At 53.5% G+C, this 21,094-nt stretch carries 24 protein-coding genes and 1 pseudogene; 10 read left to right on the top strand and 15 right to left on the bottom strand.

What is annotated here, in order from left to right:
- Positions 1–12: 12 nt before the first annotated feature.
- On the top strand, positions 13–747 hold the full coding sequence (locus tag IGQ16_RS02860; protein ID WP_297060169.1) for a 2-phosphosulfolactate phosphatase family protein: 735 nt from the start codon (positions 13–15) through the stop codon (positions 745–747).
- Here the strand turns inward: IGQ16_RS02860 and IGQ16_RS02855 are convergent.
- Complete coding sequence (locus tag IGQ16_RS02855) at positions 737–1,615, bottom strand: 4-hydroxybenzoate solanesyltransferase (RefSeq protein WP_297060167.1); 879 nt, start codon at positions 1,613–1,615, stop codon at positions 737–739. The two genes, IGQ16_RS02860 and IGQ16_RS02855, sit on opposite strands and share 11 nt — an antisense overlap.
- 153 nt (positions 1,616–1,768) lie before the next feature.
- Between IGQ16_RS02855 and corA the strand changes: the two genes are divergently transcribed.
- The 3 genes from corA (at position 1,769) to IGQ16_RS02840 (ending at position 5,149) form a co-directional block, all read left to right on the top strand.
- Entirely contained in the window at positions 1,769–2,947 is a 1,179-nt protein-coding gene (gene corA / locus IGQ16_RS02850; RefSeq protein WP_297060165.1) for a magnesium/cobalt transporter CorA, read from the top strand.
- A gap of 222 nt (positions 2,948–3,169) precedes the next feature.
- Positions 3,170–4,072 carry a Tic22 family protein gene (locus IGQ16_RS02845; RefSeq protein ID WP_024125053.1) on the top strand — a complete coding sequence of 301 codons (903 nt, stop codon included), beginning with the start codon at positions 3,170–3,172 and terminating at the stop codon, positions 4,070–4,072.
- A 9-nt stretch (positions 4,073–4,081) separates the two neighbouring features.
- A complete protein-coding gene (locus tag IGQ16_RS02840) occupies positions 4,082–5,149 on the top strand; it encodes an esterase-like activity of phytase family protein (RefSeq protein ID WP_024125052.1) in 1,068 nt (355 codons plus the stop codon).
- Here the strand turns inward: IGQ16_RS02840 and IGQ16_RS02835 are convergent.
- Both IGQ16_RS02835 and ebsA read right to left on the bottom strand, forming a co-directional pair.
- Complete coding sequence (locus IGQ16_RS02835) at positions 5,146–6,213, bottom strand: phosphotransacetylase family protein (RefSeq protein WP_024125051.1); 1,068 nt, start codon at positions 6,211–6,213, stop codon at positions 5,146–5,148. The two genes, IGQ16_RS02840 and IGQ16_RS02835, sit on opposite strands and share 4 nt — an antisense overlap.
- Positions 6,214–6,258: 45 nt before the next feature.
- Entirely contained in the window at positions 6,259–6,633 is a 375-nt protein-coding gene (ebsA, locus tag IGQ16_RS02830; RefSeq protein WP_297039354.1) for a type IV pilus biogenesis protein EbsA, read from the bottom strand.
- A gap of 146 nt (positions 6,634–6,779) precedes the next feature.
- Between ebsA and IGQ16_RS02825 the strand changes: the two genes are divergently transcribed.
- Both IGQ16_RS02825 and IGQ16_RS02820 read left to right on the top strand, forming a co-directional pair.
- Positions 6,780–7,112: a DUF760 domain-containing protein gene (locus IGQ16_RS02825; protein WP_024125049.1), complete on the top strand. Its 333-nt coding sequence runs from the start codon at positions 6,780–6,782 to the stop codon at positions 7,110–7,112.
- Positions 7,113–7,154: 42 nt separating this feature from the next.
- The gene (locus IGQ16_RS02820; RefSeq protein WP_297060161.1) at positions 7,155–7,583 is read left to right on the top strand and encodes a hypothetical protein; all 429 of its coding nucleotides are present in this window, start codon (positions 7,155–7,157) and stop codon (positions 7,581–7,583) included.
- Here the strand turns inward: IGQ16_RS02820 and IGQ16_RS02815 are convergent.
- On the bottom strand, positions 7,580–7,879 hold the full coding sequence (locus IGQ16_RS02815; protein ID WP_024125047.1) for a TM2 domain-containing protein: 300 nt from the start codon (positions 7,877–7,879) through the stop codon (positions 7,580–7,582). The genes IGQ16_RS02820 and IGQ16_RS02815 overlap by 4 nt on opposite strands.
- Before the next feature lie 87 nt (positions 7,880–7,966).
- Between IGQ16_RS02815 and IGQ16_RS02810 the strand changes: the two genes are divergently transcribed.
- A complete protein-coding gene (locus tag IGQ16_RS02810) occupies positions 7,967–9,250 on the top strand; it encodes a glycosyltransferase (protein WP_297060159.1) in 1,284 nt (427 codons plus the stop codon).
- Here the strand turns inward: IGQ16_RS02810 and IGQ16_RS02805 are convergent.
- From IGQ16_RS02805 to IGQ16_RS02765, 9 genes are all read right to left on the bottom strand, one after another.
- On the bottom strand, positions 9,238–10,464 hold the full coding sequence (locus IGQ16_RS02805) for an aminotransferase class I/II-fold pyridoxal phosphate-dependent enzyme (protein WP_367116109.1): 1,227 nt from the start codon (positions 10,462–10,464) through the stop codon (positions 9,238–9,240). The two genes, IGQ16_RS02810 and IGQ16_RS02805, sit on opposite strands and share 13 nt — an antisense overlap.
- 45 nt (positions 10,465–10,509) lie before the next feature.
- Entirely contained in the window at positions 10,510–11,658 is a 1,149-nt protein-coding gene (gene cruG / locus IGQ16_RS02800; protein WP_081711816.1) for a 2'-O-glycosyltransferase CruG, read from the bottom strand.
- Between the two features lie 44 nt (positions 11,659–11,702).
- Positions 11,703–12,017: a cell division topological specificity factor MinE gene (minE, locus tag IGQ16_RS02795; RefSeq protein WP_024125043.1), complete on the bottom strand. Its 315-nt coding sequence runs from the start codon at positions 12,015–12,017 to the stop codon at positions 11,703–11,705.
- Positions 12,014–12,817: a septum site-determining protein MinD gene (gene minD / locus IGQ16_RS02790; RefSeq protein ID WP_024125042.1), complete on the bottom strand. Its 804-nt coding sequence runs from the start codon at positions 12,815–12,817 to the stop codon at positions 12,014–12,016. Before minD ends, minE begins: the two co-directional genes overlap by 4 nt.
- Positions 12,818–12,855: 38 nt before the next feature.
- On the bottom strand, positions 12,856–13,656 hold the full coding sequence (gene minC / locus IGQ16_RS02785) for a septum site-determining protein MinC (protein ID WP_297060155.1): 801 nt from the start codon (positions 13,654–13,656) through the stop codon (positions 12,856–12,858).
- Positions 13,653–14,444 (bottom strand): nuclear transport factor 2 family protein, encoded by a 792-nt coding sequence (locus tag IGQ16_RS02780; RefSeq protein ID WP_297060153.1) that lies wholly within the window; start codon positions 14,442–14,444, stop codon positions 13,653–13,655. Before IGQ16_RS02780 ends, minC begins: the two co-directional genes overlap by 4 nt.
- Positions 14,445–14,463: 19 nt before the next feature.
- Positions 14,464–15,312, bottom strand: coding sequence for a Ycf66 family protein (locus tag IGQ16_RS02775; protein WP_024125039.1), 849 nt, complete (start codon positions 15,310–15,312; stop codon positions 14,464–14,466).
- Positions 15,313–15,415: 103 nt separating this feature from the next.
- Positions 15,416–15,541, bottom strand: a complete 126-nt coding sequence (locus IGQ16_RS02770) for a photosystem II reaction center X protein (protein WP_164921214.1) — start codon at positions 15,539–15,541, stop codon at positions 15,416–15,418.
- A gap of 94 nt (positions 15,542–15,635) precedes the next feature.
- Complete coding sequence (locus IGQ16_RS02765; RefSeq protein ID WP_024125037.1) at positions 15,636–16,634, bottom strand: phosphodiester glycosidase family protein; 999 nt, start codon at positions 16,632–16,634, stop codon at positions 15,636–15,638.
- Between the two features lie 187 nt (positions 16,635–16,821).
- Between IGQ16_RS02765 and IGQ16_RS02760 the strand changes: the two genes are divergently transcribed.
- Genes IGQ16_RS02760 through IGQ16_RS02750 form a run of 3 tightly spaced genes read left to right on the top strand, consistent with a single transcriptional unit; the run spans position 16,822 to position 20,126 of the window.
- Complete coding sequence (locus tag IGQ16_RS02760) at positions 16,822–17,808, top strand: cytochrome c oxidase subunit II (protein ID WP_041429669.1); 987 nt, start codon at positions 16,822–16,824, stop codon at positions 17,806–17,808.
- Between the two features lie 34 nt (positions 17,809–17,842).
- Positions 17,843–19,501, top strand: coding sequence for a cytochrome c oxidase subunit I (gene ctaD, locus IGQ16_RS02755; RefSeq protein WP_024125035.1), 1,659 nt, complete (start codon positions 17,843–17,845; stop codon positions 19,499–19,501).
- A gap of 19 nt (positions 19,502–19,520) precedes the next feature.
- A complete protein-coding gene (locus IGQ16_RS02750) occupies positions 19,521–20,126 on the top strand; it encodes a heme-copper oxidase subunit III (RefSeq protein WP_024125034.1) in 606 nt (201 codons plus the stop codon).
- Here IGQ16_RS02750 and IGQ16_RS02745 read toward each other — a convergent pair.
- Both IGQ16_RS02745 and IGQ16_RS02740 read right to left on the bottom strand, forming a co-directional pair.
- A complete protein-coding gene (locus IGQ16_RS02745) occupies positions 20,123–20,839 on the bottom strand; it encodes a DUF4079 domain-containing protein (RefSeq protein ID WP_297041682.1) in 717 nt (238 codons plus the stop codon). The genes IGQ16_RS02750 and IGQ16_RS02745 overlap by 4 nt on opposite strands.
- A 41-nt stretch (positions 20,840–20,880) precedes the next feature.
- Positions 20,881–21,094 (bottom strand): annotated as a pseudogene (locus tag IGQ16_RS02740) (hypothetical protein); the annotation flags it as partial.

The raw sequence follows: 21,094 nt of genomic DNA, 5'->3' as shown, positions 1-21,094 counted from the left end.
CCCCTTCCATTTATGAAAATCTATACCTACCACACACCAGAGGGTGTACCAGCCGACTGGCAGCCCGACTGTGCCATTGCTGTCGATGTCCTGCGGGCAACCACCACGATCGCCACTGCTCTAGCCGCTGGAGCAGAAGCCGTTCAAGTCTTTAGTGATCTGACAGAACTCGAACAAGTCAGTCAGCAATGGCCGGCAGCCAAGCGGATTCGCGTTGGTGAACGGGGGGGGAAAAAAGTTGCTGGCTTTGATATGGGCAATTCTCCTGCTGAATGCTTGCCGGAGCGGGTGAGAGGATGTCGCCTCTTTATGAGTACTACCAATGGCACCCGTTCCCTTGAGCGAATTCAGGCAAGTCCCCTCGTTCTCGCTGCCGCCCTTGTCAATCGTGCCGCCGTTGCTGAGTTTGTCCAAAAACATCAACCGGAAACCCTCTGGATTGTTGGTTCGGGCTGGGAAGGCAGCTATTCCCTCGAAGATACTGTCTGTGCTGGGGCACTGATTCATTACCTCTGGGGTCAGCAGGATGCCCCCCTCGAAACCCTTGCTGGCAATGACGAAACCATTGCTGCCACTGCTCTGTACCGCTACTACCAAGATGATCTATTGACCCTCTTTCACCATTCCAGCCACGGGCAGCGCCTCCTTAATCTGGGCAATGAAGCCGATCTCAAATACTGTGCCCAAGTGGACATTCTGACAATTGTGCCGTGGCAGGTTTCTCCCAAGCTCTTGACTAAGGCCTAGGGCACCACATCCCCACCCAGAGCAAAAAGCCCAACCAGACATTTTCATTGAAGTAACGACCATAGGTCTGAATGGGGAGCGTTGTTGTTTGGGTATCGCGGCGCTCGTGGGTGTAAATTTGCAGGGATTGGCGCAGCCAAAAGTAGGTGGTGACTGCCAAAGCCAGCCAAAATCGCCAAGGGAGTCCTGCCCTCAAGCCAACAATCATCAGGAATATCACCGTCAGTGCATAAAATAGCGCGATCGCCAAGGGCGCATGGGCACCGAAAAATAAGGCACTGGAATTGACCCCCAGTCGGCGGTCGTCGGGGCGATCGGGCATGGCATACACCGTATCAAAGGCTAATGTCCACATCACCACTGCTGCCCACAACCACGCGGTGGTCAAGGTTAAGCGTCCCTGTACCGCTGCCCAGGGAATGAGCACAGCAAACCCCCAGGCCACTGCTAAGACCAGTTGTGGAATTGGCAACACTCGCTTCGCCAAGGGATAGAGGAGAATCACCGGCACTGCCGCCACCGCCAGCCAATACCCCAAGGGAGTAAGGTAGAATGTCAATCCCCAAGCACAGAGTAAAGCAATCACCATCAAACCCAAGGCTACACCAAGGGAGAGTCGGCGACTGGCTAGGGGGCGGTTTTGAGTCCGCTGCACATGGGGGTCAATATTGCGATCCCAGCAGTCATTGACAATGCAGCCCGCCGCACTCGTGGCGATCGCCCCCACCGTGATAATCAGTAGCAACTTCAACGACGGCAAGCCTTCACTAGCCAATGTCAAAGACCAGAGGGCAGGAATGAGGAGAATCAAACGACCTGCCGGCTTATGCCACCGCAACAGTTGGGCGATCGCGACCCAAATTGACACTGAGGTTCTCGAAACTTGAGAATTCACCGCACCGCTCCCACCGTGAATGCCACTACACTTAAAAATCTTAACTTTTCAGGCAGTTTTGGGACGTTGCCGCTCAATTTGCCCTAAGTTTCTAGTAGCCCGTTTGCCCTCCGTCTGTTACCCTTTATGGCCAGGCAACCCTTTCACTTTTTCCGCAATGTCCCCTCACCCCCTGCCGAGGAAGAAGATAACTATCTCGAAGATTACTTCTTTGATGAACCCGGAGCCATGCCCGGCACCCTCAGTATTGAGGCTGACGCTCCACCACCGACCATTATTCTCATTGACTATCAGCTAGATCAGGCCAGCCGTCGCATTTTAGAAACTCCGGAAGAATGTGGCCCCTACCTCAGGAGTCCGTCTGTCAGTTGGATTGATGTTCAAGGCATTGGCGATGAAGATGTGATGCGGCGCCTCGGTCAAGTTTTTCAGCTGCACCCCATTGTTCTTGAAGACATTGTCAACGTTCCGCAGCGCCCCAAAGTTGAAGACCATGGCGATTACATGGTCCTGATTACCCGCATGGTCACCCCCAAAGAAAATGAACACGGCTTTTATACCGAACAGGTGAGCTTTGTCTTGGGGCAACATTTCTTGCTCACCGTCCAGGAGGAACCCGAACGGGACTGTTTTGAGATAGTGCGGCAGCGGATTCGGACAAGTCGGGGCATTATTCGCCGCTACGGCCCCGATTATCTGGCCTATGCCCTCCTAGATGCCATTATTGATGGCTTTTATCCGGTTCTGGAGGACTATGGCGAGCGTATTGAGGCGCTGGAGGATGCTGTTGTTACCCATCCCAGTCCCGCCATCCTCGAAGAAGTCCACCAAGTGCGCCGCGAACTACTGGCGCTGCGCCGTGCCATTTGGCCGCAACGGGATGCTATCAATGCCATGATTCGAGATTCCAGCCCCCTCCTTTCGGAGGAAGTGCGTATCTATCTGCGGGATTGTTATGACCATGCAATTCAGGTGCTAGATATGGTGGAAACCTACCGCGAACTGGCGGCCAGTTTAATGGAGGTGTATCTTTCCTCCGTTGGTAATAAAATGAACGAAATTATGAAGATTCTGACGATCATTTCGACGATTTTCATACCATTAACGTTTATTGTCGGTATCTATGGCATGAACTTTGATCCCGATGCCTCCCCTTGGAATATGCCAGAATTGAAGTGGTATTGGGGTTATCCGGCCTGCTGGGCGCTCATGCTCACCATCGCGGGCAGTTTATTTTTCTTTTTCTGGCGCAAGGGCTGGTTCAAAAGCGCTACTAGTTTAGAGCCCCTAGACCCTGAACGCTAGTTCGGCGAAGACTCTAGAAACTTGCCCCTTGTCCATTGCGTCAAATTGGCCTAGGGTGGAAAAGCAAAGAGAGTACGTCATATGTAAAAATACCCACTGGTTTGGTGCATAAGTTTTGGTGTGAGTTAGGTACTACATTGCGATCGCTACCCCTCTCCACAGCTCAGGGACTAAATTTGGAGAGTTCACCTACTGCAACAGAGCATTCATTTAGGAGACTGTATGAAGAGATTGGCACACTTGAGTGTTTTGGCAGGTTTAGTGAGTAGCCTGTGGCTCGCTCCTGCTATTGGCCGCTATGAGACTGCCACCGCCTTACCGGAAGAACAGGTGCTGCAGATTCTCAACAATGTGCCCGTTTTTATGATCACCAACGACAAAGGGGAGCCGCTGACCTTTGAAATCCCTAACCCCCAAGATCGAAATAAGAAAACCCAAGTGTTTACCTTCTTTATTAGTCAGAAAGATGCTGAAGGTGCCCTCAATGCCATCAAAACGCAGCAGCCCGAGATTGGTCGTGTGGCGCGGATTTCTGCGGCTGCCCTCAGTGGTGCGGTGAAAATTGCCCTCGAAAGCCAAAAAAATCCTGTTGTTGGTGTGGACATTATTCCCTCAAAACCCCAACTGGAGGCGGCGGTGAATCTGCTCAAACAAAGTGGTGATTTGGTCGAGCGCGATGGCAAAATTCTGACCAAGGATGGCAAACCGTTCATAGGTGGTACTCCCCTCTTTTTCCTAGCGGATAGCAAAACAGGCAACCCCATCGCCGTAGAAGCACAAGTGCGCGAAAACGGCCAGACCCGCACGCAGCGGTTTATTCCCTTTTACTTTGATAAAATGCAACTCCAACGGGAAGTGGACCAAGCCCGTCAGCAGCGACCGGAACTGATCAAGGATACGGGTATCCGCGTTGTCATGCTGGATAATTTGGTGGCAACCATGCTCAGCACCAACGATCCGGTGGCTGGTCAAATTCAACTGGTACAAACCCCTGAGGCGATTCAGTTTGCCCTGCAACGCAGCGGTGGCAATAATGCCCAGCGCCCAAACCAAGCGAATCAACCCGCTTCCCCCCAACGCCCAAATCAACAGGGGGGCACTCAAGGTACAAATCGTAACCGCTAAGATAGGCTGATGTACGGGCGACGCCTGCTCATGGGACTTCTGTTCCTTTGCCTACTGTGGGGATGTGCGCTCCCCCAAGTGCAAGCGGCGGAGCGGCTGTTTCTGAAGGTGGGGGTGGAATTTCGCGGCGAAGTCCAATTAGCCGTCGGCAGCCAGTGGCGAAATACCGAGGTGGGAGGGCTGTCGGGTTTGACCTACGATCAGCGTCAACAGCAGTTCTATGCCATCAGTGACGATCGCCAGCAACCTCGGTTTTACACCCTCGAGATCACTCCCAAAGCCATTACCCCCAAGGGCGTGACCTTTCTCCAGCAGATGAATGGTGAGGTGTATCCTCCCAACACCGCCGATACTGAGGGAATTGCCCTGACGCCCGAGGGACACCTGCTGATTAGCAGTGAAGGGGTAACGGCCACAGCTAGCTCGCCCTGGATCAAGGAGTTTGAGCGCAACAATGGACAAACCATTACAGCGCTACCCATTCCCAAATACTATCTGCCCAATGGTCAGCAAGGGATTCGCAATAATCTTGGCTTTGAGGCGCTGACGCTTTCCCCGGCGGGCGATCGCCTGTTTGTCGGTGTTGAATCTGCCCTTGCCCAAGATGTCCGTCCCAATATCCCTATTTACTGCCGTCTGCTCCACTACCTGCGGGGGGATGTTGCCCCTGTGTTGCTGGCGGAGCATCTCTATCCATTGGATCCCTCCGAGGCAGTGTTCAATGGCCTCGTAGAGCTACTTGCCCTTGACAATGGTGGCCATTTTCTCAGCTTGGAGCGCACCTACAGTCCGGGGGTAGGACATGGCATCAAACTCTTTGAAGTATCCCTAGCGGGAGCGACAGATACCCTTGGCATGGCCACCCTGCCGGTTGATCTGGGTCCCATCCGCCCTGTGCAGAAACGTCTGATTTTGGATTTCAAGACCCTAGGAATTCCCTTAACCAATTTGGAGGGGATGAGTTTTGGCCCCCCCTTGGCCGATGGGGCGCGATCGCTTTATATCATTGGCGATAACAACTTTGACGGCAAAACCCCGACTCAAGTACTGATGTTTGCCCTGACTGTCAAACGCTAGGCCTCAACCGTCAAGAGTCCCAACTGGGTCAGCAGGCGATCGCCATCCACATGCTCCTGCATCATTTGCTCGACACACTTGACTTTGGCGATTTCATGAAGACGCACCTGACCAAAGGCACGATCCACAATTTCCACCGCCGTCAGCGTATCCAGATCCACAGAGAGAATGGGAATTTCCAACTCTTCGGCACGGGCAAGAATGGCTGGGGAAGGCGGCAAATGCCCCGTGAGAATTAGACAGTGGGTGGAGGTCTCCAGGGCCGCCCATTGAATATCGGTGCGATCGCCCCCCGTAATCACCGCCATATTGTTCGCTTTACGGAAATACTTCAGGGCAGCACTGACATTCATTGCGCCAATGGTGAGTTCTTCTACCAGCAAATCCAAGCGATCAGGACGGCACAACACTTCGGCATTTAACTGGCGTACCAATTCTTTGACACTGACACTGCGCAGCAACTGACTGCGGGGTAATGTACCAAAAACTGGAATTTGGTGGGCCTCGAGATATTGGCGAATAGCAGGCAAGGGTTGGGTCTCGGTTGCGGGAATATCGTTGATGATCACCCCCAATAGGCGATCGCCCAATTCCGACTTGGCTAGGAGGAGCGATTCCACCACCAAGGGGGATTCATAGCGCACCACCAGTAAAATCGGTGCCTCCAACACCGCTGCCATCTGAGCTAAGTCCAAATCAAACAGTCGCCCCTCTGCTAATGTTGCTGGCCCTTCAAGAAGCACTAAGTCTTCGCTGTTGATGTGGTGATAGGCCGCTAGGGCTTGGCGATAATCCTGCTGATCTGTGCCCGTCAGTCGCCCCTTGATGGCTTCTGGAGTCAGGGTGAGCAAGGTGGGCCGTACATTTTCTAGGTTCAGGGTTTCCTGTAAAAAGCTGACATCGGCTTCGGTTTCTTCGCTATCGCTGGCGGGTTGGTATGTACCCAGGGGCTTACCATAGGCAATGCGCAGGTGGCGATCGCGACAGAGCTTGGCCAAGCCTATAATCGTTGCAGACTTGCCGCTATAGGGAACAATTGAACCAATCAATAAATGCTTTCCCACCGTTGAGTTACTCCTCCCGCAACCCCAATCCTAAACACACAAGCCTTAGTCAAGCCGTAACAGCTTACGATAAAATGCTTTGGAAAAATCAGCAATACGATGTTTTTTATAGTTAATAATGACATCAATGAGATAATCCACCAGTTCAAATGTGGTGATAGACATTTCGTACTGTAGATCAGGAGAGTTATCAAAGGTCACCGTACAGCGGGATAAATCCGCCGGCAAGTTAGCGATCGTCCATGTGGCAACAAAATCAACATTGTTACCGCCTTCAATTCCCCGTTGTCCCTCCAACTTACCCAGACGGTAGAGGGCGATGCCCAAGGGCAGTAGTGGACGCTTCTCAGCACGCATATAGGGGGCAAAGATATTGACTTCCCGAGGGTTGGCAGGCTGAAGCTGATCGAGGGCAGTCATGCAAGAATCCTTGTGTGTTCGTGTATTCAGTCTGACTGAGTGCTGAGGTCTATTCTACAGTTAGAGCAGCGAGCACGGGAGCCTTGGCTCTAGGACGGTATTTTGTTTTGGTAACATATAGTTAACATAACTAACGAGCACTGCCTATGGTTTTTGATCCCGGAAACGCTAATTTCTACCAGTCTTCTACGGAGGATGGGCAGCCCAATCTGCTCCTGAAGTACCTGCAAAGCCAATCGCCAGAAGTTTTGACCCGTATTGCCCGTTCCGTCAGTCCAGAAATTCGCCAAATTATCAGCCAAAATGTTCAAGGTCTCGTGGGTGGTCTTCCCTCTGAGGATTTTAATGTCCAAATTGCCACCGATCGCGACAACTTGGCGGGGTTATTGGCCTCAGCCATGATGACGGGGTATTTTCTGCGCCAGATGGAACAGCGCATGGAGCTGGAAATGAGCCTCGGCGATCTACCGATGCCCTAGGTTCTGCCAATATCCTGACTATCCTGAATGTGAGTCTTGGTTGTGTCCGATCCTTGGCAACAGTTTAAGGCACTACCGTGGCGATCGCTAGTGCCCACAGGTCTTCTCGTTGCCTTGCTTGCAGCGCTGTTTGATACAGGGCTTTACTATATTGCGGGTGCCGTTACGGCGGTGCGCGAGGCACTGATCATCCTGCTTCAACCTCCCTTGGTTTTGTTAGTCCGCCTTGGTCTGAGCATTGGCCTTGGGATGGTGGCAGTGATCTTTTTAGAGGTGTGGTTTAACCCAGCACCTATCTATAGCGGTACCCTTTGGGCGTTATTTCTGTGTGTCCTAGTGGGCAGTATGTTTTTGAGCTTTTTGGGCAGTACCTTCGGACTGCGGCCCCTATTTTTTCCTGTCACCGACGTGTTCCTGATTGGCACAGCCGTGGGGATTTTTTGGCAAGGTCGTCGCTATTGGCGGTACTAGGTTGATTTCTCAAGAGGAGGGGCCGGCAGCTTTGGAACCACCGCACTAATGTTGGGGTTAAAGGTGGCATCAAAGGCATCAGCCCCCTGAAACAAATACCACACGGCCTCAATCACACAGGCAATACGAGCAATGCTACCTAGAGAACCGTGGGGTTCTGTCGAAAAAAGTAGCCCCAGCATCAGGTAAACTCCCCCCCATAGGGGTTGGCGCAAATAAAACTTATGAAGTCCCGGCAGAAAGATGCCAGCCAACGCTAAGAGAATAGCGATCGCGCGATTACGATAGCCCATCATGGCTCACTGTGAATGACTCTATAATGCGATATTTATAATGTGATATTCAGTGAATCTTTAATAAAATGCAACCTTGAGAAGACTAGATTGCCACAACCATTATCTGTTGCTGTCTTCATTTGCTTAGAATGGCACCCCAATGCCGGCGGGCATGTCAAATGTTGGGAACGTTTTGCTGAAGCTGCCAGCCACTACCTAGACCGCGTTGACCTGACGCTCTATTTCCTTGGGGCAAAACAACAAACCCTAGAGGTGGCGGCCAATGTTCGCTACCAATTGCTGCCGCCCCAATTCAGCACGCACTCACTAGAAATCATGCGCCAAGGGGCAGGTATGACCGATGTCGCTCCCTTTCACTGGGGATTGCGCCGTTACTTACCCCAACATCAGGTGTTTCACATTACAGATACCTTTAGCTTTGCTCAAACAGTGCGCCGCTTTTGCCGCCAGCAGTGTCGTCCGCTGCTCAGTTCGATTCACACGGATTTGCCGTTACTGACCCGCACCTATTCACGGGAAATTATTTGGCGCATGAGTGGCCGCAGTTGGGGGCGGCAATTTTGGCGGTGGCTATGGCTGAAGCAACTACAGGTGGATCAGTGGTTGGGTTGCCAAGCCGAACGAAAACTAGCGGGCTTTATGCGGGCCAGCGATCGCGTACTGGTCTCGCGGCAGCAGGATGCCGATTGGCTGCTCACGTTTTTGCCCCCTGAGCGGGTGGCATGGTTTCAGCGGGGCATTGATCGCGATCGCTTTCATCCGCGATTTCACAATCCCCGATGGCTACGGGAGGAGTATCACCTGCCAGAACAGCCGATCATACTTTTTGTCGGTCGGGTAGATGCCAGTAAAAATGTGCTCCTGTTGGCGCGGGCAGCTCAAGTGTTAGCTAGCCAAGGAAAGGCGTTCCATGTGCTGATTGTGGGTGAAGGGGCGCAGGCTGTCCTTGTCAAAGACCTCTTGGGCGATCGCGTCACCCTCATCGGCAAGGTGCCCCAAGAAAAATTGGGGGCAATTTATGCCAGCAGTGATCTATTCGTTTTTCCCTCGGAGTCGGAAACAGGACCCAATGTGGTGGTGGAAGCACGGGCAGCGGGATTACCGGTCGTCATTTCTGGTTTTGATGGTGGACGCAAATATGTCCAAGCCCCGGGGGAGGATGGGGTAGTGGTTTACAGTCGCGACCCCCAAGATTGGGCGGCCGCCATTAGCCGGCTGTTAGACGATACTCACTATCGCCAGCGGATGGGGGCACAGGCACACCAAATTACCCAAGCGACCTGCCCCACCTGGCAGGAAGCCTTTGAGCAAAGCATTTTGTATCAATGGGAAGCAGTTGCCCAAGCTTACGGCTGGCCTCAAAAGGTTTGATCCTCTAGGAGCGCTTCTAAAATTAAGGCCATGTGGGTGGAGTGGGTCCCTCCCTGACAAAAGACAATATAGGGTGGACGCAAGGGGCCATCAGCAGACAGTTCTGAGGTGCTACCATCAATAAACGTGCCGCCAGCCATCACCAGATCATCGGCATAGCCGGGCATGGGTGCCGGTACTGGATCCAAGTAGGAACCCACGGGGGAGTAGCGTTGCAAGGTGCGGCAAAAGGCAATCAGCTTCTCAGGACTGCCCAATTGGATGGCTTGAATGACATCGCGGCGGCGGGCGAGGGGGGCAGGGTTGACTGGATAGCCCAGTTGGTCAAAGACATAGGCCAATAGGTGGGCACACTTAAGGGCTTCACCGACCATTTGTGGTGCTAAGAAGAGCCCTTGAAAGAGCAGGCGATGTTGATCAAACGTGGCCCCCCCTTCATGCCCAATTCCCGGTGCGGTGAGGCGATAACTGGCCTGCTCAATGATATCAGCGCGTCCCGCTAAATAGCCCCCCGCTGTGGCGATGGTACCCCCAGGGTTTTTAATCAGCGAGCCAGCAATTAAATCGGCACCGACATGGGGTGGTTCTTGGGTCTCGACAAACTCACCGTAGCAGTTATCCACAAAACAGACCACATCGGGATTCTGGCTCTTGATCAGTTGAATCATTTTGCCAATGTCTTCGAGGCTGAGGCTGGGGCGCCATGTGTAGCCGCAGGAGCGTTGAATGAACACCATCCGGGTTTGGGGTTGAACACAGGTGGCGATCGCCCCCCAATCCGGCTCACCACTGGTCAGCAGGGGAATTTCGCGATAGTGAATACCAAAGTCCCTGAGGGAGCCCTGTCCTTGACCCCGCAGGCCAATTACCTCTTCTAGGGTGTCGTAGGGAGCACCGGCAAGGGAAATGAGTTCATCCCCAGGACGTAGCACCCCAAAGAGGGCGGTGGCGATCGCGTGGGTACCAGAGACAAATTGCACCCGCACTAAAGCTGCCTCCGCCCCCATCACCTGTGCAAACACCCGATCCAGGACCTCTCGCCCCAGATCGCCGTGGCCATAGCCGGTCATACTACTGAAGTGGTGTACCCCCAGTCGGTGCTGACGAAAGGCTGCCAGAACTCGATCTAAATTTTTCTTGACGCGGCCATCAATTGCCGCAAATGTAGTTGCAAGTGCCCCTTGGGCCGCAGTTAAGAGTGATGTTCTCGTCAATGTCATCGATGTCATCGATCCGGTCAACCTGATAAACAAAAAGCTCTAAGTTTGCGAACTGTAGGTTCGTCCTCGCCACTGCTTGGGACGTTGCCAACCGGAGAGGGTAATGCGCAGTGCCGCTAGGGGATCCGCAAGAGGTGACAGCCAAAAGAGCCAGCGCCCTTGACCCGTCTGCCAATCATAGACAGGGGCGATCGCCAGTGTCATGCCCCAGCGAATCAGCACCAGGAGGCCATTGAGCAATGTCGCCATCTCAAGAGGCAGGGTGGGAGTAGTGACTGCCAGGGCCACTAACCCCAAAACCAACAGGGGCAACGGTAATCCCTGGACTGCCCAGAGGAAATAGGCATCGCCCCACACTTGGGCAATTGGGGTTGCATCCTTCAGGTCCAGCGATCGCCCCCATTCCCGCCAAGTTTCTGCCATTCCTTCATACATGCGCACCTTGAGTACCTTTGAGCCATCCCGAAAGGCCACCCGCGCCCCCGCAGCTGCTATGGCTCGCACCAAGGTCACATCATCACAAAAGGAGGAAGCGGCAACCTGGTACCCCCCGATCGCTTCGAGGCAGGATCGCCGCACCAACAGGCACTGACCATTGGCCAAAATCCGCTCCGGTTGCGTTGCCACAGGCGGAGCTGCACCAAAGCGATAGATCAAGGTTAAAAGTAACGCCGGTTGCAGCCACCATTCGCCTCCCGTCTTGAGGATAAAGCAGGGTGAGAGGGAAATGAGATCCAATTGCTCCCGCTGTGCTGTTTCCAAAAGACTGGCCACAAGACCGGGCTGCGGTTGCGTATCCGCATCAATTCCCAAAATCCATTCGCTGTCAGGATGGACACGACAAAAGCCCGTATGTAATGCCCAAGGCCGCCCCACCCACCCCGGCGGTAGGGGAGGATCAAACTCCACTCGCAGACGGGGATCCCAGGGTTGCGCCGCCCGTACCATCTCAACTGTGCCATCTTGGGAATGACTATCGACAATAAGAATTTCCCGCACCTCGTAGCCCTGGCGCATGAGACCCTCCAAACAGGGCTGCAGTCGCTGCGCCTCATTGAGGGTGGGTACAATAATTGATACCTTGGCCAAGTTTTCTGGGCGGGAGGGCTGAGGGGTCAAGGGGGAAGGGCGTCGCCAACCCAACCCTAAACGGGCGATTAAAACAGCTGCCCAAGGTGCCTGTGCCACGATCGCGCCACTGGCGATCGCTGCTAGCCCAACTGTAACGGTACTCAACGTTCTTCTTCCTCGTTTTCTGCTGGGAAATTCTCTGGCGCATCCTCTGGAGGCAGCTTCAGCCGTTTAATGGGTAAATTGGCAATCAGAGCTGTTGTCCGCTGATCCGACTCTAGGGAAACCGCTAGCCCCTCTGTTTCTAGCTCCACATACCGGGAGACTACCTCCAAAATATCTCGCCGCAGATTGTCTAGAATTTGTGGCGTCAGCGCCGTGCGATCGTGGGCCAACACCAGCTTCAGGCGTTCTTTAGCGGTGGTGCGACTGGGGGGAGTGCGCGTAAACAGCCGCTCCAGAAGTTCGCTGATCATCCCTTTGCCCCAAACAAGCGTCGAATCCGACTGAATAATCCCCCGCTTGCCGCCTCTAGATCGAGAAACTCAACCTTTTCCCCCTCCAGGCGGCGGGCAATATTCATAAAGGCCTGTCCAGCCAGCGACGGCGACTCTGCCAAGACCAAAGGTTCCCCCTTATTGGTGGAAACAATCACCTTCTCATCCTCAGGGACAATACCAATCAGGGGAATAGACAGAATTTCTTGGACATCTTCGACGGACATCATATCGTTGGCTGCCACCATTGCCGGGCGCAACCGATTCAAAATGAGATGGCTATTGCGAATGCGGTAGGCCTCCAGCAGGCCAATCACGCGATCAGCATCCCGCACGGCGGCAATTTCTGGGGTGGTCACCACTAAGGCTTCCTGTGCGGGGGCAATGGCATTCCGAAATCCTGCTTCGATCCCTGCTGGACAATCAATGAGTACGTAGTCATAGTGCTTGCTCAGGGCGGATGCCAACTGTCGCATTTGCTCTGGGGTAATGGCATCCTTATTGCGGCTTTGGGCCGCGGGCAGCAAGACCAATTTATTGAGGCGCTTATCACGCACAAGGGCTTGATCGAGGCGACACTGCCCCGTCAGCACATCAATGGCAGTGTAAACTACCCGATTTTCCAAACCAAGCAGTAGGTCGAGGTTGCGCAAGCCGAAGTCTGCATCAATGAGCACCACCGATCGCCCTAATTTGGCCAAAGCAACACCAATATTGGCACTGGTGGTTGTTTTCCCTACACCTCCTTTACCCGAGGTAATGACAATCGTGCGCCCCATTGAACTCCCTAGGAATTGGCTTACTAGAATAGATTAGCTCAAGGTGCTGCGGATACGGCGAAGACTCGCCCCCAAGTATAGGCGGGGGCAATCTGAATCCCTTGGTCTGTGGCGTAGGCCACCTCTGGATAGGGAGGACGAGGGGGAGCCGGTGTCCGGGCCAGTAGATCGGCAATCCGTAACTGTGTCGCCGCCATTTCAAGGGTCATAATCCGCGCTCCTAGATGACCCTTAGCGCCGGCGTGGGCAACTCCCCGTAAGCGGCCCCAAACGATAATATCGCCGGCGGCAATAATGCTGGCACCGGCATTTACATCGCCAACAATGATCACACTGGCATCATGGTGAATTTCTATTCCTGAGCGCAGAGTGGTTTTCAAGTAGAGGGGATTGGCAGTGGGTTCTGGGTTGCCGTCGATTTCCTTAGCCAGCAAGGGTGGCAGTTCCCCCTGTTGAACGCTGTAGCCAAGGGTAGCAGCGGCGATCGCCGTCTGGCGGCGTCCGGTAATAATTTTGTCCAGTCGCAACTGATGCTCGCTGAGGGCCTCGGCCAACTGTTGCAGCTGTGACTGATCTAAGAGCCGCTGTCCACAGGCACACTCGACAGGTAAGGGCTCTGACCAGAGGTGTTCTTGACCGACGAGGTATAGTTGCAACTGCGGCCACAAATCAATCCAGTCTAAATCGCTAGGCAACGTGAGTCGGTAGCGTCCTTCACAGTGTTCTAAAGTCAGGCCACTGACCAGGGGTGTACTTTGCTCAAGCTCTGGAATTGCGCCAATGCCTGCAGTGCTTTCCGAGCCAGGTTCCTCTACAGGGGTTGACTCCGCCTCACTCATGGTTTTTCCACCCGCAGTCGCTGTGTAATCAAGACCATGCCCGTATCCCGAATTAAGGCTACAGAGACCCAACGGCCACCGGGTTCTTGGGGGGCACGTCCCACCTTAAAAATGCCGCCCGCAGAGAGAAGCTCCAATTTCACTGGGCTGGGATTGGCGTAGGTTTGGGCATTGATGGGCTGATCGCTGGCAGCACCAAGGAGAATCGCATTGCCAATGGGTTCTTGGACAATAGCATCAAGGCTAAATTCCTCGCCGGTACGCACCGTTTGAGGGAGGGAAAGTTGAACCGTGGGCGGTGTTGTACCAATGGTGATGGTGGTTTTCTCGTTGGTAATGTCTTGGCGAATAATTTTGCCGTTGCGGATAACTTGGGTGGCCTGGAGGTTCCCACGAATGTTTTGCGGGCGATCGCTGGTGCCGCCGGTGCCTTCAATGGTGGTACTAATGTCTAGAACCCAGTCACTGCCCTGCTGTTGCCAGCGGTTGACGGTGGTACGGTAGCGGATATCGCGATAGGGTTGCCAAAAAGTGGGCAGTTGTTTGCGCAATATCTCAAGGGTGAGACCATCCCCTGTTTTGAACTCAGGGTCATAGAAGGCCAAGACGCTGTCTAAATTCTTTTGACTGGCTGCCGCATCCAAGCCATTGACCACCGCTTGCACCGATTGCGGCAAGGGAGCCGAGGTGGCTTGCTCTAGGGGAGCTGCCCAAGTCCTCCCTGAAACACCCCCCCAAATTGCTGCCAAGCCAAGGACTGAAACCAGAAGATAGCGACGCATTGTCAACCGCCTTTGCTCCTAGGGTTTATTCATCGTCAAAATTGGCCGAGTTATCCTGCTCATCACTGGGAGGACGATCCAAGGGTTGATAGGGCACATACTCACTGCCATCGGTGGTGCCTTCAGGACGCGGACGGGGAGGACGGCGGCGCGTGGGGCGATCGCTCACTGTTGCTGTTTCTGTGGTAGGTGGTGGGGGACGGCGGCTGGGCTGGCGCGTTGGTGTCGGTGGACGATAGGGTTCATCCACAATCTCATCTGACGGTGATGTTGTCGGTCGAGGACGCCGTGAAGGGGGACGACGTACACTAGGACGGCTGGGGGGTTCAGGACGGGATGGGCTACTGCGCCGCGAGGGTAAACGGCCTACCGGGGGGGTCTCCTCTACATCCTCGTCTTCATAGCGCGATCGCGACACATCGCGGCTACCCCGAATTCGCCGTAAGGGTGGGTACTCCTCTTCCTCCTCCTCGTCGTAGGGTTCCAGTTCCTCTATTTCTGCCCGGTAGGTGTAGCTGCGGCTAACGGGTCGCTCTTCATCCACAATGGGGGTATTCCGCCGTGCCTGCTCTGTGGCCACTCGCCGCAAACGAATACTTTCATAGGCAAAAAAGGCAGCAGTGCCCGTCAGCAGAAACTGGCCAAACAGCAAAATTGGGTCGAGGCGCCATCCCTGGAAAAAGAGAATCCCCCCGCACAGGAGTGCCACTGCGGCAAAGAAAATATCATGATCTCGCGCTAACTCCGGCTGAATCGAGCGCAGGAAATAGAGAAGCGCCCCAGCAACAGCGAGGCCGATTCCCAAAAGACCAGCAGGTCCAAGCCCAACATTAACAATTTGACCAAGGAGAGGGGAGAAGGAAAGATAAGTCATTTAACCCATTGCCTAAAGGGGCAAAATAAAAAACCAGAGTCACGGCTTTATGGCCATGACCCTATTTTAGTGGGAGTGCAAGGCCCACTACTAGGTCTGCTGACTATAAAGAACGCTGCACCTTATCAATCTGACTAATGGCGATCAGAACCGCAAAGGTTAAACCCAAAACCACGGCGCCGGACAATAGGCCAATAAAGAAACCTTTCAGGGAAGGGGTAATGGTCAGCAGGAGGGAGTATGCAGACTGAATCATAGCTTTGCGTGTGCCGGTCAAAGTGAACACTAGGATTTTAACAAAATCTGGTCTTGGTTTTCAGGAATTAGACGGCGTCTCGCCAAGCCCGTAGTCGGGCAAGTAGTCGTTGCTGCAAGGACTTCCAAAACGCCAAGGAAAGGAAGGCTGGGGGGCGATGTCGGGGTACTAAGCCAATGTTGGCGCCAACAGGTCTGAGCGATCGCCCCAGGGCCATCGCTGTTTCGCGAGCCTCCTCTTCAGGATTAATAAACGTGAGGGTGGGAGCAGGTAGCCAACGTGCTAGTTGGCAATAGCGATCGCGGGGATGATTTTTCACTTGCCCCTCCACTACCAAGGTGGCCGACTCACCCCCATCCATTGCCGTTGCCTCCGTTACTCCCTGCTGCAGTAGGAAGTCTTGAAGTTGCAACAAAGAAAGCCCTGGTGAACCACCATTCCCTCGCCCATCGCTGACAACAAAGACATACTCGTTCCCGCGTCTGCCAAGAATTGCCTTTGGGGACGTGCGATCGCTGCCATCAACGGGTAGCTTTCTGCCACCGTCTAAAAGCTGCTGCGAGCCACTGACCACATTAAAGGGCTGCTCTGGCAACCTGCCGCGATAAAACTCAATGCCTCCTTGGGCAGGAAAATTTACAATTCCTGAATAGCCCCCCTCATAGGGACGCACGACTCGACCATTGACAATGTAGGCTCCGAGAACCCCCGCTGGAATAGTGCCTCGACCCCTCAAGCACGTTTGCCGCAGTGCTTGGTAACTAATGCCGTCAGGATGGGACTCCCCCATGATCCATTTTTGATAGTCCTGAAAAGAGCGCAGGGATTGGGCATTTAGCCAGCGGAAAAAATTGGTATTCATGGCTGCCACAGCGCCTGTACGCCGCGCAAAAGCCGCCGTCGTTTCTAAATAGGTATCTTGGCCACTGGTCGCTGGTTCTGTCATAACCACCCGATACTCGGCCATCGGCGCAGCCACCATATACACCTGCGTTTGATCTACTCTATGGGTCGAGTAGTGTAGACTTGCCAAAGACATCCCAGCCAGGGGAAGGACATTGAGCATTCGTCATCCTCCGGTAAACAATTGCTTGAGTCTACTAGTCCTCAATGACATCGGGAAGGTCTTAATCTGTGCCCAATCTGCCTTAAGCATCATGAATCAATCAACATAAATCTTTAGGTTCTTTTAACCCACATCCTTGGGGAATCTGCCTAGGATCGGGATGGGATTTTCTGGACGCTTTGGCCCCATGGAACAAATACCCGCTTCAATTTGGACACTGACCGCTGGCGTTGTTGTTACCCTGATTAGTTTTTGGGTAGGACATCACCATGGCCTCCTGCCGGAACAGGCCTCTGAGCAGGCTCCCTTGGTGGATAACTTCTTTGACATTATGCTCACAATTGGTACTGCCCTCTTTCTGGTAGTACAGGGTGCCATCATCCTTTTTGTGATTCGCTATCGCCGCCGTGCCGGTGAGGAAGGCGATGGGCTACCCGTGGAGGGCAACCTACCCCTAGAGGCCTTCTGGACAGCAATTCCCGCTTTGATTGTGATCTTCCTTGGTATTTACAGCGTGGATATTTTCCAGCGCATGGGGGGACTGAATCCGGGGGATCATGCGATGCACTCGATGCATGCACCCAAGTCAGGGATGGCGGTTGTTGCCCAAGCCCCCTCGAAGACTACCAGTGATGCAACTGCCCTCTTAGCAGCAGCGCAAACCCCTGAAATTGGCATTGGGGCTAGCCCTGATGTTCAAGGCAAAGCCCCAGACGTAGTAGTGGATGTGACGGGTATGCAGTATGCGTGGATTTTCACCTACCCCGACAGTGGCATTGTCTCCGGCGAATTGCATATCCCAGTCGGCAAGGACGTGCAGTTAAATCTCTCTGCGCGGGATGTCATCCATTCCTTTTGGGTGCCCCAGTTTCGCTTGAAGCAGGATGCGATTCCCGGCGTCCCCACTGAACTGCGCTTTAAGGCCACTAAAGTTGGGACATACCCTGTGGTCTGTGCGGAACTTTGTGGGGGTTACCACGGGGCCATGCGCACTCAGGTGATTGTGCATACCCCAGAGGATTTTGAAACGTGGCGCAATCAAAACCAAGCGATAGCAACGGCTCCAGTAATTCCCTCCCTGAGCGATCGCCATATCCAGGAGATGGGCATAACCCCGCAATTGGTGGCGCAAGTAGAAGCAATGACCCACCACCATTTTCCCGAAAAGCTTTAGGCTTCTTCCGAACTGTTGCATTCTTGAGAGCGTTATGGCGCAAGCACAACTGCCCCTAGATACCCCCTTGTCCCTCCCTGAGCATCCTAAGGCATGGAAGTGGTATGACTACTTCACCTTTAACGTTGATCACAAGGTGATTGGTATTCAATACTTGGTTACTGCCTTTATCTTTTACCTGATTGGCGGTCTGATGGCGGTGGCCATGCGCACGGAGCTGGCTACGGCAGATTCCGACTTCCTCGATCCCAATCTTTACAACGCCTTTCTCACCAACCACGGCACGATCATGATTTTCCTGTGGGTGGTGCCGGCAGCGATTGGCGGCTTTGGCAACTACTTGGTGCCCTTGATGATCGGGGCACGGGATATGGCCTTTCCCCGTTTGAATGCGCTGGCCTTTTGGCTGAACCCACCGGCGGGGGCCTTACTTTTAGCCAGTTTCCTGTTTGGGGGTGCCCAAGCGGGCTGGACCTCCTATCCGCCCTTGAGTACGATCACAGCCACCACTGCCCAGAGTATGTGGATTCTGGCGATCGTCCTTGTGGGCACCTCCTCGATTCTGGGGTCGGTGAATTTCATTGTCACTATCTGGAAGATGAAAGTGCCCAGTATGCGCTGGAATCAGATGCCCCTCTTTTGCTGGGCAATGCTAGCGACCTCTCTGCTGGCTCTAGTCTCAACCCCTGTGCTGGCCGCGGGGCTGATTTTGCTGCTGTTTGATATTAACTTTGGTACCTCGTTTTACAAGCCAGATGCCGGGGGCAATGTCATTATTTACCAGCACCTTTTCTGGTTTTACTCTCACCCAGCGGTCTACCTGATGATTTTGCCGATCTTTGGCATCATGTCCGAGGTGATTCCCGTGCATGCCCGTAAGCCCATCTTTGGCTATCAGGCGATCGCCTACTCCAGTTTGGCCATCTGCTGTGTGGGTCTGTTTGTCTGGGTGCACCACATGTTCACCAGCGGTACACCCCCTTGGATGCGGATGTTCTTTACGATTTCAACCCTAATTGTGGCGGTGCCGACGGGGGTGAAAATCTTCAGCTGGGTGGCCACCCTCTGGGGCGGTAAAATTCGCCTCAACAGTGCTATGCTCTTTGCCATTGGCCTACTGTCAATGTTTGTCTTGGGGGGTCTTAGCGGTGTCACCTTGGGGACTGCCCCCGTGGATATTCACGTCCATGATACCTACTATGTGGTGGCACACTTCCACTATGTGCTTTTTGGCGGTTCTGTGTTTGGTCTCTATGCAGGCATTTACCACTGGTTCCCCAAAATGACCGGACGGCTTCTCGATGAACGCCTAGGGATTCTCCACTTTGTGCTGACGTTCATTGGCACGAACTTAACCTTTTTGCCTATGCATGAGTTGGGGCTGAAGGGGATGCCCCGCCGCGTTGCTATGTACGATCCCCAGTTTGAGCCAATTAACCTGATTTGTACGATAGGTGCCTTTGTCTTGGCCTTCTCAATAATTCCCTTCCTGATTAACATCATTTGGAGCTGGAATAAGGGCAAAGTTGCTGGCGATAACCCTTGGGGCGGTCTCAGCCTAGAGTGGACGACCAGTTCACCGCCGCTGATTGAAAACTGGGAAGTACTGCCCGTGGTTACCAAAGGTCCCTACGACTATGGCATTGAGCGGCGCAGGGAAAGCACCGATGAGGATCATGACGAGGAAGAGTAGGACACTTTAGGAGCAAGCCATGCAAGGTGCTGTTGAGTCTCAAGGGGCGGCCATAGGGGTTGATCATACCCATGAGCACCCTGATTTTCGGGTTTTAGGGTTGCTGGTCTTTCTAATTTCTGAATCCCTGATGTTTGGTGGCCTCTTTGCGGCCTATTTACTGCTGCGGGGCATGAATGAGCAATGGCCACCCGAAGGCACCGAGGTGGAACTTCTTGTGCCCACCATCAACACCCTCATCCTCATCTCTAGTAGCTTTGTTATCCACTACGGCGATATTGCCATCAAAAAGGATGATGTTCGCGGCATGCGCAAATGGTATTGGCTCACGGCGGCGATGGGGGCGGTGTTCCTTGGGGGGCAAGTGTATGAGTATCTCACCCTCGGCTACGGTCTGCGCACTAATGTGTTTGCCAGCTGTTTCTATGTGATGACGGGCTTCCACGGTCTCCATGTCTTTATTGGCATTTTGCTGATTTTGGGGGTGATCTGGCGATCGCGCCGCCCCGGGCATTACAACGCCCAAAAGCATACGGGAGTGGCTATGGCAGAGATCTATTGGCACTTTGTGGATGTGATCTGGATTATCCTCTTCACACTGCTGTATATCCTGACTCGTTTTTAGGGACAGGTCTTGAACTGGGGCGATCGCGGATCAAAGTTGCACTGATAGACTACGGGTGCTTGCCAACTCAAGGGAATTTCCAAGAGGTCACGGGTCCCTGTAATGCCCTGCAATAAAAAGAGAACCACAGCAAGGGAATTTAAGCCAATATGAATCCGCCGCCACCGGAGCGATCGATCTTGGTAAATCTCTCGCACAATGGCCACAGCAAAAATCATCAGCATTACAGCCGCCAGACCAAAGTAAAAGTGAGAAACCCACCACTCGTCATCGCGGCGAAAGACCCCCGGCTGAAAGGCTAGGATGATCACCCCCATTCCTGAGAGCGTGGCAAAGACAGCACGCCATAGTTTTGATTGAGCGCGATATAGGAGCACTGTTGCTGCAATGGTGACAATAAACATCAGCGCTACGAGGACAACAGAGAGCGGTTGCAGCCTGTTCTGCTCCGCCTGCATCAAGAAGCCCTGAAAGCCAAACACGACTGAATAGGCCAAGGCCACCAATGTGATACCAATGACGCCAGCAGCTAGGAGATTACCCAATTTCACGTGCAAACTGCCGACTGTGGCAGGGATTGAGGTGGTGTCTTTGAGGCGACGCTGCCGGGTTTGCAGGGCAAAGAACGTTGTGATACCAAGCACGGGAAAAACAAATGTGCAGGCCAAGATGGGATGCAACAGCAAAATAATATCTTTGAGGTTGAGAAACATACTGGCTAAGAAGAATTAGTCCAGTTTTTAAGGTAACGAATTTAGGGGCGAGGTAAATCAAAGAACAGCACTTTTGTCAGTAATCCAACAGTAGCCACCAACAGGGTCACTAGGAATCCCCATAACCGCGCATCCGTGCCTGCTTGTCGTTTGGCAATATCCTGTAACGTGGATTCTACTGTATCAATCCGCTGCCCTAACTTGGCCTCGACGGCATTAATCTGTTGTTCCAGTTTGGCCTCGACGGCGTTGATA

Source organism: Thermosynechococcus sp. M3746_W2019_013, from assembly GCF_015296045.1.
Lineage (GTDB): Bacteria > Cyanobacteriota > Cyanobacteriia > Thermosynechococcales > Thermosynechococcaceae > Thermosynechococcus.
This window is presented reverse-complemented; position numbering and strand designations above follow the sequence as displayed.

Excerpts from the sequence above, each read along its gene's own strand:
- IGQ16_RS02860 (WP_297060169.1), top strand. The coding sequence starts at position 13 with ATGAAAATCTATACCTACCACACACCAGAGGGTGTACCAGCCGACTGG.
- corA (WP_297060165.1), top strand. The coding sequence starts at position 1,769 with ATGGCCAGGCAACCCTTTCACTTTTTCCGCAATGTCCCCTCACCCCCT.
- IGQ16_RS02845 (WP_024125053.1), top strand. The coding sequence starts at position 3,170 with ATGAAGAGATTGGCACACTTGAGTGTTTTGGCAGGTTTAGTGAGTAGC.
- IGQ16_RS02840 (WP_024125052.1), top strand. The coding sequence starts at position 4,082 with ATGTACGGGCGACGCCTGCTCATGGGACTTCTGTTCCTTTGCCTACTG.
- ebsA (WP_297039354.1), bottom strand. The coding sequence starts at position 6,633 with ATGACTGCCCTCGATCAGCTTCAGCCTGCCAACCCTCGGGAAGTCAAT.
- IGQ16_RS02825 (WP_024125049.1), top strand. The coding sequence starts at position 6,780 with ATGGTTTTTGATCCCGGAAACGCTAATTTCTACCAGTCTTCTACGGAG.
- IGQ16_RS02815 (WP_024125047.1), bottom strand. The coding sequence starts at position 7,879 with ATGATGGGCTATCGTAATCGCGCGATCGCTATTCTCTTAGCGTTGGCT.
- minE (WP_024125043.1), bottom strand. The coding sequence starts at position 12,017 with ATGATCAGCGAACTTCTGGAGCGGCTGTTTACGCGCACTCCCCCCAGT.
- minD (WP_024125042.1), bottom strand. The coding sequence starts at position 12,817 with ATGGGGCGCACGATTGTCATTACCTCGGGTAAAGGAGGTGTAGGGAAA.
- minC (WP_297060155.1), bottom strand. The coding sequence starts at position 13,656 with ATGAGTGAGGCGGAGTCAACCCCTGTAGAGGAACCTGGCTCGGAAAGC.
- IGQ16_RS02775 (WP_024125039.1), bottom strand. The coding sequence starts at position 15,312 with ATGACTTATCTTTCCTTCTCCCCTCTCCTTGGTCAAATTGTTAATGTT.
- IGQ16_RS02765 (WP_024125037.1), bottom strand. The coding sequence starts at position 16,634 with ATGCTCAATGTCCTTCCCCTGGCTGGGATGTCTTTGGCAAGTCTACAC.
- IGQ16_RS02760 (WP_041429669.1), top strand. The coding sequence starts at position 16,822 with ATGGAACAAATACCCGCTTCAATTTGGACACTGACCGCTGGCGTTGTT.
- ctaD (WP_024125035.1), top strand. The coding sequence starts at position 17,843 with ATGGCGCAAGCACAACTGCCCCTAGATACCCCCTTGTCCCTCCCTGAG.
- IGQ16_RS02750 (WP_024125034.1), top strand. The coding sequence starts at position 19,521 with ATGCAAGGTGCTGTTGAGTCTCAAGGGGCGGCCATAGGGGTTGATCAT.
- IGQ16_RS02745 (WP_297041682.1), bottom strand. The coding sequence starts at position 20,839 with ATGTTTCTCAACCTCAAAGATATTATTTTGCTGTTGCATCCCATCTTG.